Genomic DNA, 16,778 nt, shown 5'->3' with positions numbered 1-16,778 from the left:
CCTGTGCTGGGTGAGGCAGACCTATCACAGCCGCGAGCTAATGTGCACGGATCGCGGAGATTAAGGTTATGCTGCCTGAAATCCAGGGTTCAGCAAAGTGAAGGCCAGGGGGCATGACGCGGCGATCGGTACTTGCAGTGGGGGCCCATCCCGACGACATCGAGCTCGGGTGCGGCGGGGCGCTGGCAAAACATGTGGCAGCGGGTGACCACGTCACGATGCTGGTCGTGACGCGCGGCGAGGTCGGACCCGGCGACACCGCGCAACGGGTGGCCGAGCAGCATCGCGCCGCCGAGGTACTGGGCGTCGACGAGTTGTTGTGGGGCGAGGGGTTCGCCGACTGCCGGGTGTCGCTGCAGGAATTCGAACTCGTGCACCTCATCGAGGACGCGATCGAAAAGGTGTCGGCCAACGTCGTGTACACGCACATGGCCAACGACAGTCACCAGGATCACCGGGTGGTGTCCCGGTGCACCATGGGTGCGGCGCGGTGGGTTTCGACGATCATGGCTTACGGCGGCCCGTCTGCGGTGGGCTTCAACCCGACCGTCTTCATGGACATCTCGGATTCACTGGACAAGAAGGTGCAGGCGCTGATGTGCCATGTATCGCAGGCCGAGGCCAGCGAGAAGGTCAGCGCGTCCTGGGTGCGCAGCACCGCCGAGCACTATGGCTTCCTGTGCCGTCGGCCGTTCGCGGAGGGTTTCGAGCCGGTCCGCCAAGTCCTCGATTTCTGAGGCGTGCCCACCTTTCTCGTCATAGGCGCCGGTACCACCGGGATCGGCGCCGCGGTACGGCTCACCGAGCTGGGCATCGACCATCTGGTGGTCGACGCAAGCGACCGCATCGGCGGGATGTCCGCCTCGGTCACCGATGACCAGGGCTTCACCTGGGATCTCGGCGGTCACGTATTGCACAGTCATTTCGCCGAATTCGATCAGGCGGTGCGGGCCAGCGGCGTCGGCATCAACCAGGTGGCCCGCAACGGGTGGGTGTGGCTCACCGGCGACGGACCGCAGAGCCTGGTGCCCACCCCGATCCAGCAGCAGCTCACCGAGCTACCCACCGACCTTCGCCCGGACGCGCCGGTGCGCGATCTCGCCGACTACTACCGCAATCACTTCGGAAGCTGGCTCTACGAGCGGTTTTTCGAGCCGTACAACCGCAAGATGTGGACGGCGCCGCTCGACCAGGTCGACCACACCTGGACGTCGTTGCGCAGTGGCAGCCACACCCCGAACGTGCCGCGGCTGGCGTTGGCGGGCAGTACCGCACCGGCACCCGCCGAGACGTTTCCCTATCCGCGGGGCGGCACGGGTGCGCTGTGGCGGGCCGTGCAGGACACCTTGATGAAGCCGGGATCGCTGCGGCTGAACACGGCGGTGGTCGGCGTGGACGGCGCCAGCCGGGTGGCGACCCTGGACGACGGTTCGGCGGTGCGCTACGACCACTGCGTGAGCACGGCGCCGATCACGACGGCGTTGAACTGGGTGGGTCAGGGCAAGCGCGCGGCCGGGCTAAGGGCCAGCCGGGTGCACGCGATCGGCCTGGGCTATCGCGGCGATCCGCCGCCCGCGCTGGCCGACAAGACGTGGCTGTACTGCCCCGACGAGCGGGTGCCGTGGTACCGCGCGACGATGCTGAGCAACTACGACCCTGGCAATGCCGGGCCGGGACGCTGGAACGTGTTGTGCGAGGTGCCGTCCTTCCCCGGTCGGGCGGACTCCGCTCAGGCTTCGATCGAGGCGGTGCAGACCTCGCTGGCCGCACTGGGAGCCGATCCCGAGTCGGTGGTCAGCCGGTTCGCGCACACCATCCCGTTCGGCTATCCGGTGCCCACGCTCGGCCGCGATGACGTGCTGCGGGCCGCCGATGCGACGCTGCGTGCCGCCGGCATCCACAGCCGCGGCCGATTCGGCGGCTGGCGTTACGAATCCTCGAATCAGGATTACGGGTACTTGCAGGGGCGCCAGGCCGTCGACAACGCGCTGACCGGCGCGGCCGAGGACGTGTACTGGCACCCCGAGCGGTTCTCCTGATTCACTCGGTCGGATCCAGGTACAGTGCACCCCAAACGATTTCGGTGAGCGCGGTGGCGAGTGCGGCGTCATAGGTCGGTGGCTGTGACGGCAGGTTCTGATGGCAGCTGCGCTCCACCATCCAGGTCAACGAGCTGGCCGTGGCCGCCACCGGCAGTGCGCGGCGGATGGAGCCGTCGGCCTGGCCCTCGGTGATGACGCGGGCCACCTGGTCGGTGATGCCGGCCAGCAGTTCGCCGTAGGTGTCCCGAACGGCCGCGTCGTAACCGGCCATCTCGTTGAGCGCGACCAGGACGGGCTGGTGGCGACGGTAGCTGGCGATGATGCCCGACATCGCGGCATGCACATCCGAGGGATCACGCCGATCCGCCACCTGCCACCACCGGCCGGCCGCCTCGGCGAGCTCGCCGAACACCTGGGTGGCCAGCCGGCGCAGCAGATGGCCCTTGTCCTCGAAATAGATGTAGAAACTGGCGCGCGAGATGCCGGCCTCGGTGGCCAGCCGGTCGACGCTCAGTTCGGTGAAGCTTGCACCGTCGGCCATCAGCCGGTCGGTGGCGTCCAACAGGTCGCGTTCGATCTGCTGGCGCCGCTCCTGGCGTTTGGCCTGCGGTTTCCGTGTCACCGACGGCATGCCCGACAGGATATCGGCTCTACGCACGCCTTGACTAGACACTGTGTCTAGATTTATCGTCACGGCCATGACTGTGTCACCGATCACACCGCCCGCGGCCGACCGCCCGTACGACCCGATCGACCTGTCCTCGCGCGCCTTCTGGGCCACCACCGCGGCCGACCGGGAGGCGTCCTTCGCGCAGCTGCGGGCGCACCGTCCGGTCAGCTGGCATCCCCCGGTCGAGGACGCGTTGATGGAAGACCCGAACGACAAGGGCTTCTGGGCGGTCACCCGGCATGCCGACATCGTCACCGTCAGCCGTGACAGCGACACCTTCCTGTCCGGCAAGGGCGTGCTGTTCGAGACGGTGCCAGAAGAACTGCTCGAGGCCTCACAGTCCTTCCTGGCCATGGATGCGCCACGGCACACGCTGATCCGCAAGGTGGTGCATTCGGCCTTCACGCCTCGGCAGGTGGCGCGGATCGAGTCCTCGATCAAACACAACGCCAAGGTCATCGTCGAGGAACTCGCGGCCGCGGGCAGCGGGGTGGACTTCGTCACGTACTGCGCCAAACAGCTGCCAGTGCGCACCCTCTCCGACATGGTCGGCATCCCCGAATCCGAACGCGACCGGGTGGCCAACGCGGCGGACGCCCTGGTGTCCTGGGCGGACCCGGTGTATCTGGCCGGCCGCAACCCGCTCGAAGTGCTATTGGAAAACCAGATGTATCTGCATCAGGTGGCCGGGGCGCTGGCGGCCGAGCGGCGCGCCAACCCGGGCAACGACCTGATCAGCGCACTGGTGCACGCCGAGGTCGACGGTGACCGGCTCACCGACTTCGAGGTGTCAGCGTTTTTCGTCCTGCTCGCCGTGGCCGGCAACGACACGACCCGCCAGACCGCCAGCCACGCGATCAAGGCGCTCACCGACTTCCCCCAGCAACGTGCCTGGCTGTTGGACGACTTCGACGACCGGATCGGCACGGCCGTCGAGGAGTTCGTGCGGTGGGCCAGTCCGGTGATGACGTTCCGGCGCACCGCCGCCGCCGACGTCGAACTGGGCGGACAGCGCATCGCCGCGGGGGAGAAGGTGGTGATGTTCTACGCGTCCGGCAACTGGGACGCCGAGGTGTTCGACCGGCCGGAGGCCCTCGACCTGGGCCGTAAGCCCAACCAGCACTTGGGTTTCGGTGGCGGAGGTCGGCATTTCTGCCTGGGCGCGCACGTCGCTCGCACCCAACTGCGGGCCCTGTTTGCCGAACTGCTCACCCAATTGCCCGATATCGCCGCCGGTGAACCCACCTACCTGGCGGGCAATTTCGTGCACGCGATCCGGGCGATGCCGTGCTCGTTCTAGGGCGCCGCGACCACCGTCGGCAGCTCGCCGGCCAATAGCGTCAGCAGCTCCGAGCAGCCGCCCTCGACCTTCACCGTTGCCTGCGCGTCACCGCGGGTGGGCCCACGGTTGACGATCGCGATCGGCATGCCCGCCGCGGCGGCGTGCCGCACGAACCGGTAGCCGGAGAACACCGTCAGCGAAGACCCGGCGACCAGCAGCGCGTCGGCCGCGTCGACCAACGAATAAGCCTCGGCCACGCGATCTTTCGGAACGCTCTCGCCGAAGTAGACGATATCGGGTTTGAGCATGCCGGCACAGCGCGGACAGTCCAGATAACGAAAACTCGAGGTATCGGCGACCACGGCGTCGGCGTCCGGTGCCACCGCGATGCCGCCCACCCGCTCGGCGCGTTCGATGAAGCCCGGATTGAGCCCTTCCAGCTCGTCGGCCAACGCGGCCCGCGACATCGTGTATCCGCACGACAGGCACACCACCTGGGCGTAGGTGCCGTGCAGGTTCACCACGCGGCGACTACCGGCCTTGGTGTGCAGCAGATCGACGTTCTGGGTGATCAGCCCCATCACCACGCCCGCCTCCTCGAGGCGGGCCAACGCGCGGTGGCCGGCATTGGGCCGGGTGTCGTCCATGTGACGCCAGCCGACGTGGTTGCGTGCCCAGTACCGCTGGCGAAAGACCGGGTCGGAGGTGAACTGGGCGATGGTCATCGGATTGCTCGGCGGCGAGTCCGGCCCGCGGTAGTCGGGGATGCCCGAATCGGTCGACATTCCCGCGCCCGTCAACACCGCCAACCGCAGTCCGGTGAGCGCAGAGACGAGTTCGGGGGCTTCCACTCCATCCAGGATAGGGATAATGGCCGGGTGGACTTCTACTCCGCCTACCGGCACGGGTACGTCCGGGTCGCCGCGTGCACGCACCACACCACCCTGGCCGACCCCGCCGCCAACGCCGACTCGGTGCTGCGGCTGGCCCGCGAATGTCACGACGACGGCGTCGGGCTGGCGGTGTTCCCGGAGCTGACCCTGTGCGGGTACTCCATCGAGGACATCCTGCTGCAGGACACGCTGCTGGACGCGGTCGAAGAGGCCGTCGCCCAGCTGGTGGCCGGCTCGGCCGAACTGCTGCCCGTACTGGTGATCGGGGCGCCGCTGCGGCACCGCAACCGCGTCTACAACACCGCGGTGGTGATCCACCGCGGCGCGATCCTCGGGGTGGTGCCCAAGTCCTATCTGCCCACCTACCGGGAGTTCTACGAGCGCCGCCAGATCGCCCCCGGTGACGACGTCACCGGAACCATCCGATTGGCGGGCCGTGATCTGCCGTTCGGGCCGGATCTGCTCTTCGCCGCGGCCGACCTGCCGGATTTCGTGTTGCACGTGGAAATCTGCGAGGACATGTGGGTGCCGGTGCCGCCCAGCGCGCACGCGGCCCTGGCCGGGGCCACGGTGCTGGCGAACCTGTCCGGCAGCCCGATCACCATCGGCCGCGCCGAGGACCGCAAGCTGATGGCGCGCTCGGCGTCGTCGCGCTGCCTGGCCGCCTACGTGTACGCCGCCGCCGGGGAAGGTGAGTCCACCACCGACCTGGCCTGGGACGGGCAGACCATGATCTACGAGAACGGGGTGCTGCTGGCCGAATCCGACCGGTTCCCCCACGGTGAGCGACGCAGCGTGGCCGATGTCGACGTCGCGTTGCTGCGCGCCGAGCGGATCCGGATGGGCACCTTCGACGACAATGCCCGCCATCATCGCGCCGCGGAGACGACGCGCCGGATCGAGTTCACCCTGGATCCGCCCACCGGTGATATCGGCTTGCGGCGCGAGGTGGAGCGGTTCCCGTTCGTTCCCTCGGATCCGCAACGCCTGCAACAGGATTGCTATGAGGCCTACAACATCCAGGTATCCGGGCTGGAGCAGCGGCTGCGTGCGCTGAACTACCCCAAGGTGGTCATCGGGGTGTCGGGGGGGCTGGATTCCACCCACGCGCTGATCGTCGCGGCCAAGGCGATGGACCGGGAGGACCGGCCGCGCAGCGACATCCTGGCTTTCACGCTGCCCGGCTATGCCACCGGCGACCGCACCAAGAGCAACGCGATCGCGCTGTCCCGCGCGTTGGGTGTGACGTTCGCCGAGATCGACATCCGCGGTGCCGCCGACGTGATGCTGGCCGAGATGGGTCACCCGTTCGCGCGCGGCGAGAAGGTGTACGACGTCACGTTCGAGAACGTGCAGGCCGGTCTGCGCACCGACTACCTGTTCCGGCTGGCCAATCAGCGCGGCGGCATCGTGCTCGGCACCGGCGACCTGTCCGAACTGGCGCTGGGCTGGTCCACCTACGGCGTCGGCGACCAGATGTCGCACTACAACGTCAACGGTGGCGTCCCGAAAACGCTGATCCAGCACCTGATCCGGTGGGTGATCTCCTCCGATCAATTCGGCGGCGAGGTCAACGAGATCCTCCAGTCGGTGCTCGACACCGAGATCACCCCGGAACTGGTGCCCACGGGCGAGGACGAGGAGATCCAGAGCAGCGAGGCCAAGGTCGGACCGTATGTCCTGCAGGACTTCTCACTGTTCCAAGCCCTGCGCTACGGCTTCGGCCCGGCCAAGATCGCCTTCCTGGCCTGGCACGCGTGGAGCGATGCCGGCCGCGGTGACTGGCCGGCCGGCATCGCGCCGCACAAACGGCCGGAGTACTCGCTCAAGGAGATCCGGCACTGGCTGACCGTGTTCTCCCAGCGCTTCTACTCGTTCAGCCAGTTCAAGCGCTCCGCATTGCCCAACGGTCCCAAGGTGTCGGCCGGCGGCGCGTTGTCCCCGCGCGGTGACTGGCGTGCCCCGTCGGACATGTCCGCCCGGATCTGGCTCGAGGAGATCGAACGGGCCGTCCCGACGGACTAGAGCCGGCCCTCGGTGCGCAGCTCCGGATGTACCCACTCCGGGGAGCGGCGCTCCTTGAAGGCGAGGAAGCCCTGGCGCGCTTCGGCGCCGCGGTAACTGGCCTTCATCCCGATCCGGTCGAACAGCCCCAGATAGTTGTCCAGGCTGGATTTCACCACCGACCGGGCGCCGGGCGCGGTCCGGCAGACCTGGGCCAGCACCTCGCGCGCCTCGTCGAGCAGGCTGTCGTGCGGGACCACCCGCGACACCATGCCCCACTCCAGCGCCTCGCCGGCGGTGAGCACGCGCCCGGTGAACATCAGGTCGCGGGTGCGCACCGGGCCGATCAAGCGGGCCAGCATCTGGCTGTAATAGGTGTCGGCGATACCGCGGAACAGCTCGGGCACCCGAAAGGTGGCGCGCTCGCTGACCACCGCCATATCGCTGCACAGCGCGATCTGCATGCCACCGCCCTGCGCCAGGCCGTTGACCGCCGACACCACCGGCTTGACCGATTGGCGCAGCGTCTCGAACGGGGTGACATCCATCGACAGCGCCGAGCCCCACGTCATCCAATCGTCGCTGCCGTCGCCACCGCCCAGGTCACCGCCCGGGGCGAACACGTCACCGGTGCCGGTGATGAGCAACCCCGCCAGCTCCGGGTCGTTCTCCACATGGCTGACGGCGTACCGGATCCCGAAATACATCGCCGGGGTCATTGCGTTGCGCGCCTCGGGCCGGTCCAGCCGCACCACCGCGAACGGGCCTTGCCGCTCGAATTTCAGGTAGGGGGTGCCGAGCCAGTCGCCTTCGGGCGGTCGCGCTGTCATGGCTGCCGACTATAACGCCAACTGTTGGCTGTTCAGTTGAGGGTCGTTTCAGCCGAGTGCGTCCTCGATGGCCTCGTCGGTCGGGGCGCAGTCACCGGCGCCCGGGACCAGGGTGGCCAGCGCCCCGGCCGCGCACGCCCTGCGCAGCGCATGCGCCGGGCCGGTGGGCCAGCCGGCGGCGAGCACACCGGCGAACACGTCCCCGGCGCCGGTGGTGTCAACCGGCTCGACCTCGGGCGCAGACACGGGTGTCTCACCGTCGGCGCTGCGATGGCTGGCGCCGCGTGACCCCAGCGTGGTCACCAGATGTGGCACTTGCCAATGCCATTGCGCTGCTTCGGTTTCGTTGACGATCACCACATCGGTGACCTCGGCCAACTCCGCCAGTGCGGCCGGGTCGGCGCCGGCGGGTGACGCGTTGAGCATGACCGTCGCACCGGCGGCGCGCGCCACCCTGGCCGCCGCCACCGCGGTGTCGATCGGAATCTCCAGCTGCAGCAGCACCACCTCGCCGGCGGTGATGATGTCGCGCAGCCGCGCCGAGTTCAGGCTCAGGTGGGCGTTCGCGCCGGGCGCCACCACGATGACGTTCTCGGCGTGCGCGTCGACGACGATGCCGGCCGTCCCGCTGGGGACCGGCAGGGTGATCACACCGGCCACGTCCACCCCGTTGCCGGCCAGGTGCGAGCGCAGCGCTTCGCCTGCCGCGTCATCGCCCACCGCCGCGATCGCGCTGACCTCGGCCCCCGCGCGCGCGGCGGCGATCGCCTGATTGCCGCCCTTGCCGCCGGGGCATTGGGTGACCGACGACGCCAACACCGTCGCACCGGGACGGGGCAGTGTCTCCACCGCGAAGATGACGTCCATGTTCACGCTGCCCACCACACACACCCGCGTCACGGCCTCACCGTAGCGCGGTGACCGACCCCACCAAGCCCGACCCGTGCATGCCCGTTACCCTGGCTAAATGAGCGTAAAAGCGTCACCGCAGGGCAGGAGCGCATCGGCCGGGGAGTCGATCGAAGTCGATCTGCGCCGGCAGGTGCATGACGCCGCGGCCGCCGCGCGCACCGCTTCCCGCGCCCTGGCGGCGCTGAGCACCGAAACCAAGAACCGGGCCCTGCATCAGGCGGCGGACACCGTGCTGGAGCACACCCACGACATCTTGGCCGCCAACGCCGCCGACCTCGAAATCGCGCGCGCCGCAGGCACTGCCGAGGCCATGCTGGATCGGCTCGCGCTCAGCCCGCAGCGCATCGACGGCATCGCCGCGGGTCTGCGCCAGGTTGCCGGCCTGCCCGACCCGATCGGCGAGGTGCTGCGCGGTTCGACGTTGCCCAATGGTTTGCAGCTGCGTCAGCAGCGCGTCCCGCTCGGTGTGGTCGGCATCGTCTACGAGGGTCGGCCCAACGTCACCGTCGACGCGTTCGGATTGACCCTGAAATCCGGTAACGCGGTGCTGCTGCGCGGCAGCTCGTCGGCCGCGCAGTCCAACACCGCCCTCGTCATGGCCCTGCGTGAGGCGCTGTACGAGTCGGGACTGCCGATGGACGCGGTGCAGCTGCTGCCCAGCGCCGACCGCGCGACCGTCACACATCTGATCCAGGCCCGTGGGCTGGTCGACGTCGTCATCCCGCGCGGTGGTGCCGGACTGATCGACGCGGTGGTACGCGACGCCACCGTGCCGACCATCGAAACCGGGGTCGGCAATTGCCACGTCTACGTCGACAAGGCCGCCGACGTCGACACGGCCGAGCGGATCCTGCTGAACTCCAAGACCCGCCGGCCCAGCGTGTGCAACTCGGCGGAGTCGCTGTTGGTGGACCGGGCGGTGGCCGACAGCGTCCTGCCCCGCCTGGTGACGGTGCTGCAGGACGCCGGTGTCACCGTCCATCTGGATCCCACCGAGGAGGAGCTGCGCGCCGAGTTCCTGTCGCTGGACATGGCGGTGGCCGTGGTCGACGGTGTGGAGGGCGCCGTGGCCCACATCAACGAGTACGGCACCGGGCACACCGAGGCCATCGTGACCACCGACCTGGCCGCCGCGCAGCGCTTCACCGAAGGGGTGGACGCCGCCGCGGTGATGGTCAACGCGTCGACCGCCTTCACCGACGGTGAGCAGTTCGGCTTCGGCGCCGAGATCGGCATCTCCACCCAGAAGTTGCACGCCCGCGGCCCGATGGGGCTGCCCGAACTGACCTCCACCAAATGGATCGTGTGGGGTGACGGTCAGACCCGTCCCGCCTGACCCCCGTCTGCCTAGGAGCAACGTGAGCGTTCCTGCCCGCCCGGCCTCGCTGTTCACCGATATCGACGACGTGGCCACCCGGCTCGCCGAGACCGGCTATCTCGCCGACAAGGCCACCGCGACGGCGGTGTTTCTCGCCGACCGGCTCGGCAAGCCACTTCTGGTGGAGGGCCCGGCCGGTGTCGGCAAGACCGAACTGGCCCGCGCCGTCGCGCAGACCACCGGCAGCGACCTCGTGCGGCTGCAGTGCTACGAGGGCGTCGACGAGGCGCGCGCGTTGTACGAGTGGAACCACGCCAAGCAGATCCTGCGCATCCAGGCCGGCCAGAACACGGCGGGCGGCGACTGGGACCAGACCAAGACCGACGTGTTCACCGAGGAATTCCTGCTGAGCCGTCCGCTGCTCACCGCGATCCGGCGCACCGATCCGACCGTGCTGCTGATCGACGAGACCGACAAGGCCGATATCGAGATCGAGGGTCTGCTGCTGGAGGTGCTGTCCGATTTCGCGGTGACGGTGCCCGAACTCGGCACCATCAAGGCCGAACGGGCACCGTTCGTGCTGCTCACCTCCAACGCCACCAGGGAGCTGTCCGAGGCGCTGAAGCGGCGCTGCCTGTTCCTGCACATCGATTTCCCCGACGCCGATCTGGAGCGGCGCATCTTGCTGTCCCGGGTGCCCGAACTGCCCGAGCGCATCGCCGCCGAACTGGTGCGCATCATCGGGGTGCTGCGCGCCATGCAGCTCAAGAAGGTGCCGTCGGTCGCCGAGACCATCGACTGGGGCCGCACGGTGCTCGCGCTGGGCATGGACACCATCGACGACGAACTCATCGCCGCGACGCTCGGTGTGGTGCTCAAGCACCAATCCGATCAGATCAAGGCGGCCGGAGAGCTGAAGCTGAACTGAGAGGCTCGACGCGATGACATCCCGACGCACCCGCCCGCCGCAGCCCTTGGCGCCGCACGGCATCCCGGGCCACCTGGTGGAGTTCGTCGAGGCGCTGCGCCGCGCGGGCATCTCGGTGGGGCCGTCGGAGACGGTGGACGCCGGCCGGGTGCTGGCCGAGCTGGGTTTGGGTGACCGGGGCGCGCTGCGGGAGGGGCTGGCGTGCGCGGTGCTGCGCCGCGCCGATCACCGCGACACCTACGACGCGATGTTCGACCTGTGGTGGCCCGCGGCGCTGGGTGACCGCACCGTTCTCGACGACGACGACGATGCCGCCGGCGGTGAGCCGCAGGGCCTGCCGCCCGAGGACATCGAGGCGATGCGCCAGGCGCTGCTCGACCTGCTGGGCCCGGACGCCGATCTGGAGAACCTGGACGACCGGTTGGCGGGGCTGGTCGCGCGCATCGTGGAGGCCTACGGCCGGTACAACTCCAGCCGGGGCCCGTCGTACTCGTCGTATCAGGCGCTCAAGGCGATGGCGCTGGACGAGCTGGAGGGCCGGCTGCTGGCCGGGTTGCTGGCGCCGTACGGCGAGGAGCCCACGCCGACACAGGAACAGATCGCCAAAGCGATTGCCCAGCAACGGATGTCGCAGCTGCGCAAGATGGTCGAATCCGAGACCAAGCGGCGCACCGCCGAGCAGCTGGGCCGCGAGCACGTGCAGATGTACGGTGTGCCGCAGCTGGCCGAGAACGTCGAGTTCCTGCGCGCCTCCGGTGAGCAGCTGCGCCAGATGCGCAAGACCGTGCAGCCGCTGGCCCGCACCCTGGCCACCCGGCTGGCGGCCAAGCGGCGCCGATCCCGGGCCGGGGAGATCGACCTGCGCAAGACGCTGCGCAAGTCGATGTCCACCGGCGGGGTGCCCATCGAGGTGGTGCTCAAGAAGCCGCATCCGGCCCGGCCCGAACTGGTGGTGCTCTGCGACGTGTCCGGTTCGGTGGCCGGCTTCAGCCACTTCACGCTGATGCTGGTCGCCGCGCTGCGCCAGCAGTTCTCCCGGGTTCGTGTCTTCGCCTTCATCGACACCACCGACGAGGTCACCGAGATGTTCGGCCCGGAGGCCGACCTGGCGGTCGCGGTGCAGCGCATCACCCGCGAGGCCGGCGTGTATACCCGCGACGGGCATTCCGACTACGGGCACGCGTTCGTGTCGTTCCTGGACGGTTTCCCCAACGTGTTGTCACCGCGCTCGTCGCTGCTGATCCTGGGCGACGGCCGGAACAACTACCGCAACCCGCAGACCGATCTGCTGGCCCGGATGGTCGGCGCGAGCCGGCACGCACATTGGCTCAACCCGGAGCCCAGGCACCTGTGGGGCAGCGGGGACTCGGCGGTGCCCCGTTACCAGGACCTCATCCCCATGCACGAGTGCCGGTCGGCCAAGCAGCTCGCGTCGGTGATCGACGGCCTCCTGCCCGTCTAATCTTCGCCCAAATGCGCATTTGGGTGGATTTGCGCGAGAGCATCCCGGCGAAACGTCGATCTCGGCGCCCGCGGACCATCGCGAACCCCTCCCGTAAGCTGGCTCTTCGTGACCAGACGCAGGCTCGGGGTGATGGGCGGGACGTTCGATCCCATCCACCACGGCCACCTGGTCGCGGCCAGCGAGGTCGCCGACCTGTTCCATCTCGACGAGGTGCTCTTCGTCCCCACCGGGCAGCCCTGGCAGAAGCGGGACCGGCACGTCACCGCGGCCGAGGACCGCTACCTGATGACGGTCATCGCGACGGCCGCCAACCCGCGGTTCTCGGTGAGCCGGGTAGACATCGACCGCGGCGGCCCCACCTACACCAAGGACACCCTGCGGGACCTGGCCGCGCTCAACCCGGACGCCGACCTGTACTTCATCACCGGCGCCGACGCGCTGGCCTCGATCCTGTCCTGGCAGAACTGGGAAGAGCTGTTCTCGCTAGCCCGCTTCGTCGGGGTCAGCCGGCCCGGTTACGAACTGGACGGCGAGCACATCGCCGCCGCGATGAAGGAACTCCCCGACGACGCGCTGAGCCTGGTGGAGGTGCCCGCCCTGGCGATCTCGTCGAGTGATTGCCGGCTGCGTGCCCGGCAGTCGCGGCCGATTTGGTACCTGGTGCCCGACGGCGTGGTGCAGTACGTATCCAAACGAGGGCTATATACAGAGGAGGCCCGCGCATGAGCGCCACTACCGAAGCGGTGGCCGCGGCCACCGTCGCCGCGCGGGCGGCCGCGGCCAAGCTCGCCGAGAACATCGTCGTCATCGACGTGTCCGGGCAACTGGTCATCACCGATCTCTTCGTCATCGCCTCGGCGTCCAATGAGCGCCAGGTGAACGCGATCGTCGACGAGGTCGAGGAGAAGATGCGGCTGGCCGGATACAAGCCGGCCCGCCGCGAGGGCACCCGCGAGGGCCGCTGGACGCTGCTCGACTACGTCGACATCGTGGTGCACATCCAGCACAGCGAGGAGCGGGAGTTCTACTCCCTGGACCGGCTGTGGCGGGATTGCCCGCAGGTGCCCGTCGATCTCGACGCCGCCGATGATGCGGAGAGTTCGCAGTGACCATCCGCCGGCTGGTCCTGCTGCGGCACGGCCAGACGGAGTGGAATGCCGGCAGCCGCATGCAGGGTCAGCTCGACACCGACCTCAGTGAACTCGGGCGTGAGCAGGCCGTCGCCGCGGCCGAGGTGCTGGCCAAGCGGCAACCGCTGATCATCGTGTCCTCGGATCTGCGTCGCGCGCTGGACACCGCCACCACGCTGGGGGACCGGTCCGGGCTGCCGGTGCACATCGACCAGCGGCTGCGCGAGACCCACTTGGGCGACTGGCAGGGCCTGACGCATCTGGAGGTGGACGCCGTGGCGCCGGGGGCCCGGGTGGCGTGGCGGGACAATGCCCGGTGGGCGCCGCACGGCGGCGAGAGCCGGGTGGACGTCGCCCAGCGCAGCCTGCCCGTGGTCGCCGAACTGCTTGAGTCCCAGCCGGAATGGGGCGCGGACGGGTCGGACCGCCCGGTCGTCCTGGTGGCGCACGGCGGGCTGATCGCGGCCCTGGCCGCCGCCCTGCTCGGCCTGCCGGTCGACAATTGGCCCGTGCTCGGCGGGATGGGCAATGCCAGCTGGGTGCAGCTGTCCGGGCATATCGTCAACGACACCATCAAGTGGCGCCTCGATGTGTGGAACGCTTCGGCGCAGGTGGCCAACGATGTCCTCTGATCCGCCCAGGCAGACACTGCTGGTGTTCTGCGACTCGCTGTCCTATTACGGACCGACGGGTGGTCTGCCCGCCGACGATCCCCGCATCTGGCCCAATATCGTTGCCGAACAACTCGGTTGGGACGTGGAGCTGATCGGCCGGATCGGCTGGACGTGCCGTGACGTGTGGTGGGCGGCCACGCAGGATCCGCGGTCGTGGGCGGCGCTGCCGCGGGCCGGGGCGGTGATCTTCGCGACCTGCGGCATGGATTCGCTGCCGTCCCCGCTGCCGACGGCCCTTCGCGAGCTCATCCGCTACGTGCGCCCGCCGTGGCTGCGGCGCTGGGCGCGGGACGGGTACGGCTGGCTGCAGCCGCGACTGTCACCGGTGGCGCGCCCGGCGCTGCCACCGCACCTGTCCGTCGAGTATCTCGAACAGACTAGGGCAGCACTGGATTTCAACCGGCCGGGGATTCCGGTGGTGGCGACGGTGCCGTCGGTGCACATCGCCGACACCTACGGGCGGTCGCACCGATGGCGTGACGCGACGGTGGCGGCGATCACCGAATGGGGTGAATCCAAGGGTGTCCCGATCGTCGACCTCAAGGCCGCCGTGGGTGAGTACGTGCTGCGCGGGCAGGGCAATCCCGACGGGATCCATTGGAACTTCGAGGCGCACGCCGCCGTCGCCGAGCTGATGCTCAAGGGACTTGCCGAAGCCGGTGCCTACCAACCTGGGGCGAGCGAAGCGACGGGGACATCGCCGGATCCGCCCGCTCGCTCATGACCGTGCAGGTGGTGACCGATTCGTCGGCCCGGCTGAGCGCAGAAGACCTGGAGCGCTGGTCGATCCGCCAGGTGCCGCTGCACGTGCTGGTCGGTGACACCGACCTGCGCGACGGGATCGACCCGATGCCCAACGATCTGCACGAGCGCAGCCAGGTGACGACGTCGGGCGCGTCACCGGCCGACCTGGCCGATGCCTACCGTCAGGCGCTGGTGGACAGCGAAGGTGACGGGGTGGTCGGGGTGCACATCTCGGCCGCCCTGTCGGGCACCTTCAGCACGGCTGCCGGTGTGGTCAGGGAGTTCGGTTCGGCGGTGCGGGTGGTGAATTCGCGCTCGGCGGCGATGGGAATCGGGTTCGTGGCGCTGGCCGCCGCGCGCGCCGCGGCCGCCGGGGCCGAATTGGACGCGGTGGAGGCCGCGGCCCGGGCCGCGGTCGCGCGCGGGCACGTGTTCATCGTCGTGCACCGGTTGGACAACCTGCGCCGCAGCGGCCGGATCGGTACCGCGGTGTCCTGGCTGGGCACCGCGTTGTCGTTGAAACCGCTGCTGCACCTCGACGTCGACGGCAGGCTGGTGCTCGCGCAGCGGATCCGCACCGTGTCGAAAGCCCATGCGGCGATGGTGGATTCGATCGCCGAGATCGTGGGGGAGCGGGGCGCGTCGATCGCCGTGCACCATGTGGACAACTACGACGACGCGGCCGAGCTCGGTGCGGCGCTGACCGCGCGGCTGCCCCAGATCGAGTCGCTCACCGTCTCCGATATGGGGCCGGTGCTGGCGGTGCACGTCGGCGGCGGTGCCGTGGGGGCCTGTGTCAGCCTCGCCGAGTGATCAACCGGCGAACCGTCCGGTGATCGGGGGCAGGTCTTTGAGCGTGGCGATGCCCGGTGCGGCGGCCACCACGGCCGGTACCGCGTTGGTCACCGGCAGCGCGGTGTAGATCATGCCCAGTCCCATGAACCCCGGTTCGGTCCAGTCCCGCGGCGGCAGGCAGTGCAGCACGGTGCGCATGTTGGGCAACCCGAAGACCTGGATGACATGGCCGTGCTCAAGGGGTTTGGGCGGGGTGACGTGGTTGCCCATGGTCCAGTTGAACCCGACGCTGACGACGTTGCGGTCACCGACCCAGCCGCGGTGGTAGCCGTACACGCTGCCCACGGTGCCCTTTGGGATCTGCATGAAGCCCAGGTCGGTGTCGTCGGTGGCCGCGGTGAAGGTGACGTCGAATGTCATCCGGTCCAGTTGCGCGCCGATGGCGTCGGCCATCATGGCGGCCGATTCGGCGAACACCTCACTCTCCACCCGCACGCTCTCGGCCAGGCCCGGGGTGTCGGGATCCTGCCCGAAGCCCATCGCCGATTGCGTGCCGGCCGACTCGTAGGTGGAGCAGTCCACCGATTCGGTGATCCGGATCTCGTCCACCCGTTCGCACGAGCCGGAGAGCACCATGCCGACCATATTCGTCATGCCGGGGTGGGCGCCGCTCCCGAAGATGGTGGAATTTCCTGTCGTGCAAGCCTTCTTGATGCGGTCGAGGTCTTCGGGGGACTGCTTACCGCCGGTGATCCAGGCCGCACTCGAGCAAACGTTGATGCCCGATTCCAGCAGCCGGACCAGTTCGTCGATATCGGGCCAGAGCGGGTTGTAACAACACGCGTCGGGCCGCAGGGCGATCAGCGCGTCGATGTCGTTGGTGGCCGTCACGCCCGTCGGCTCCGGCCAGCCGGCAAGGTCCGCGGCGTCCACGCCCACCTTGTCGGCGCCGTGCGCGTACACCCCGACCAGTTCCATGTCCGGCCTGCCGATGATGGCGTGCAACGAGCGTTTCCCGATGTTGCCGGTGGTCCACTGGATGACGCGTAACGGGCTCATGGGTGAACACTATTGCCGAAGTGTTCATGGTT

Annotated in this window: 17 protein-coding genes; 12 read left to right on the top strand and 5 right to left on the bottom strand. The window is 68.9% G+C overall.

Features of this window, described 5'->3' with window-relative positions:
• Positions 1-113: 113 nt before the first annotated feature.
• On the top strand, positions 114-737 hold the full coding sequence (locus BN977_RS03435) for a PIG-L deacetylase family protein (protein ID WP_024452955.1): 624 nt from the start codon (positions 114-116) through the stop codon (positions 735-737).
• A 3-nt stretch (positions 738-740) separates the two neighbouring features.
• Positions 741-2,039 carry a protoporphyrinogen/coproporphyrinogen oxidase gene (locus tag BN977_RS03430; RefSeq protein ID WP_036396342.1) on the top strand — a complete coding sequence of 433 codons (1,299 nt, stop codon included), beginning with the start codon at positions 741-743 and terminating at the stop codon, positions 2,037-2,039.
• A gap of 1 nt (position 2,040) precedes the next feature.
• On the opposite strand, the gene BN977_RS03425 is transcribed toward BN977_RS03430, so the two are convergent.
• Positions 2,041-2,673, bottom strand: coding sequence for a TetR/AcrR family transcriptional regulator (locus BN977_RS03425; RefSeq protein ID WP_036396341.1), 633 nt, complete (start codon positions 2,671-2,673; stop codon positions 2,041-2,043).
• A gap of 67 nt (positions 2,674-2,740) precedes the next feature.
• Between BN977_RS03425 and BN977_RS03420 the strand changes: the two genes are divergently transcribed.
• On the top strand, positions 2,741-4,012 hold the full coding sequence (locus BN977_RS03420; protein WP_036396339.1) for a cytochrome P450: 1,272 nt from the start codon (positions 2,741-2,743) through the stop codon (positions 4,010-4,012).
• On the opposite strand, the gene BN977_RS03415 is transcribed toward BN977_RS03420, so the two are convergent.
• Positions 4,009-4,845, bottom strand: a complete 837-nt coding sequence (locus tag BN977_RS03415; RefSeq protein WP_036396338.1) for an SIR2 family NAD-dependent protein deacylase — start codon at positions 4,843-4,845, stop codon at positions 4,009-4,011. The genes BN977_RS03420 and BN977_RS03415 overlap by 4 nt on opposite strands.
• Positions 4,846-4,872: 27 nt before the next feature.
• On the opposite strand from BN977_RS03415, the gene BN977_RS03410 reads away from it, so the two are divergent.
• Positions 4,873-6,912, top strand: coding sequence for an NAD(+) synthase (locus BN977_RS03410; RefSeq protein WP_036396336.1), 2,040 nt, complete (start codon positions 4,873-4,875; stop codon positions 6,910-6,912).
• On the opposite strand, the gene BN977_RS03405 is transcribed toward BN977_RS03410, so the two are convergent.
• Both BN977_RS03405 and BN977_RS03400 read right to left on the bottom strand, forming a co-directional pair.
• Positions 6,909-7,721 (bottom strand): enoyl-CoA hydratase/isomerase family protein, encoded by an 813-nt coding sequence (locus BN977_RS03405; protein ID WP_024452961.1) that lies wholly within the window; start codon positions 7,719-7,721, stop codon positions 6,909-6,911. The genes BN977_RS03410 and BN977_RS03405 overlap by 4 nt on opposite strands.
• A gap of 48 nt (positions 7,722-7,769) precedes the next feature.
• Positions 7,770-8,621, bottom strand: coding sequence for a ribokinase (locus BN977_RS03400; protein WP_036396334.1), 852 nt, complete (start codon positions 8,619-8,621; stop codon positions 7,770-7,772).
• Between the two features lie 67 nt (positions 8,622-8,688).
• Between BN977_RS03400 and BN977_RS03395 the strand changes: the two genes are divergently transcribed.
• The 8 genes from BN977_RS03395 to BN977_RS03360 all read left to right on the top strand — a co-directional run bounded on the left by BN977_RS03395 (position 8,689) and on the right by BN977_RS03360 (position 15,705).
• A complete protein-coding gene (locus tag BN977_RS03395) occupies positions 8,689-9,969 on the top strand; it encodes a glutamate-5-semialdehyde dehydrogenase (protein WP_036396333.1) in 1,281 nt (426 codons plus the stop codon).
• A gap of 22 nt (positions 9,970-9,991) precedes the next feature.
• Positions 9,992-10,879 (top strand): AAA family ATPase, encoded by an 888-nt coding sequence (locus tag BN977_RS03390; RefSeq protein ID WP_036396331.1) that lies wholly within the window; start codon positions 9,992-9,994, stop codon positions 10,877-10,879.
• A gap of 13 nt (positions 10,880-10,892) precedes the next feature.
• Positions 10,893-12,341 (top strand): vWA domain-containing protein, encoded by a 1,449-nt coding sequence (locus tag BN977_RS03385; protein ID WP_036396328.1) that lies wholly within the window; start codon positions 10,893-10,895, stop codon positions 12,339-12,341.
• Positions 12,342-12,449: 108 nt separating this feature from the next.
• Entirely contained in the window at positions 12,450-13,070 is a 621-nt protein-coding gene (gene nadD / locus BN977_RS03380; protein ID WP_165576284.1) for a nicotinate-nucleotide adenylyltransferase, read from the top strand.
• Entirely contained in the window at positions 13,067-13,453 is a 387-nt protein-coding gene (rsfS, locus tag BN977_RS03375; protein ID WP_024452967.1) for a ribosome silencing factor, read from the top strand. The genes nadD and rsfS overlap by 4 nt, the downstream gene beginning before the upstream one ends.
• Positions 13,450-14,106: a glucosyl-3-phosphoglycerate phosphatase gene (gpgP, locus tag BN977_RS03370; RefSeq protein ID WP_036396325.1), complete on the top strand. Its 657-nt coding sequence runs from the start codon at positions 13,450-13,452 to the stop codon at positions 14,104-14,106. Before rsfS ends, gpgP begins: the two co-directional genes overlap by 4 nt.
• Entirely contained in the window at positions 14,096-14,872 is a 777-nt protein-coding gene (gene octT / locus BN977_RS03365) for a diglucosylglycerate octanoyltransferase (RefSeq protein ID WP_024452969.1), read from the top strand. Before gpgP ends, octT begins: the two co-directional genes overlap by 11 nt.
• Complete coding sequence (locus tag BN977_RS03360; RefSeq protein ID WP_036396324.1) at positions 14,869-15,705, top strand: DegV family protein; 837 nt, start codon at positions 14,869-14,871, stop codon at positions 15,703-15,705. The genes octT and BN977_RS03360 overlap by 4 nt, the downstream gene beginning before the upstream one ends.
• On the opposite strand, the gene BN977_RS03355 is transcribed toward BN977_RS03360, so the two are convergent.
• Positions 15,706-16,746 carry an NAD(P)H-dependent amine dehydrogenase family protein gene (locus tag BN977_RS03355; protein ID WP_036396323.1) on the bottom strand — a complete coding sequence of 347 codons (1,041 nt, stop codon included), beginning with the start codon at positions 16,744-16,746 and terminating at the stop codon, positions 15,706-15,708.
• Positions 16,747-16,778: the final 32 nt, after the last annotated feature.

The sequence above is a fragment of the Mycolicibacterium cosmeticum genome (assembly GCF_000613185.1).
Classification (GTDB): domain Bacteria; phylum Actinomycetota; class Actinomycetes; order Mycobacteriales; family Mycobacteriaceae; genus Mycobacterium; species Mycobacterium cosmeticum.
The sequence above is the reverse complement of the archived record's forward strand: the minus strand, read 5'-3'. Positions and strand labels throughout refer to the sequence as shown.

Coding starts and splice junctions, on each gene's coding strand:
- BN977_RS03435 (WP_024452955.1), top strand. CDS start 114: ATGACGCGGCGATCGGTACTTGCAGTGGGGGCCCATCCCGACGACATC.
- BN977_RS03425 (WP_036396341.1), bottom strand. CDS start 2,673: ATGCCGTCGGTGACACGGAAACCGCAGGCCAAACGCCAGGAGCGGCGC.
- BN977_RS03420 (WP_036396339.1), top strand. CDS start 2,741: ATGACTGTGTCACCGATCACACCGCCCGCGGCCGACCGCCCGTACGAC.
- BN977_RS03405 (WP_024452961.1), bottom strand. CDS start 7,721: ATGACAGCGCGACCGCCCGAAGGCGACTGGCTCGGCACCCCCTACCTG.
- BN977_RS03395 (WP_036396333.1), top strand. CDS start 8,689: ATGAGCGTAAAAGCGTCACCGCAGGGCAGGAGCGCATCGGCCGGGGAG.
- BN977_RS03385 (WP_036396328.1), top strand. CDS start 10,893: ATGACATCCCGACGCACCCGCCCGCCGCAGCCCTTGGCGCCGCACGGC.
- rsfS (WP_024452967.1), top strand. CDS start 13,067: ATGAGCGCCACTACCGAAGCGGTGGCCGCGGCCACCGTCGCCGCGCGG.
- octT (WP_024452969.1), top strand. CDS start 14,096: ATGTCCTCTGATCCGCCCAGGCAGACACTGCTGGTGTTCTGCGACTCG.
- BN977_RS03360 (WP_036396324.1), top strand. CDS start 14,869: ATGACCGTGCAGGTGGTGACCGATTCGTCGGCCCGGCTGAGCGCAGAA.
- BN977_RS03355 (WP_036396323.1), bottom strand. CDS start 16,746: ATGAGCCCGTTACGCGTCATCCAGTGGACCACCGGCAACATCGGGAAA.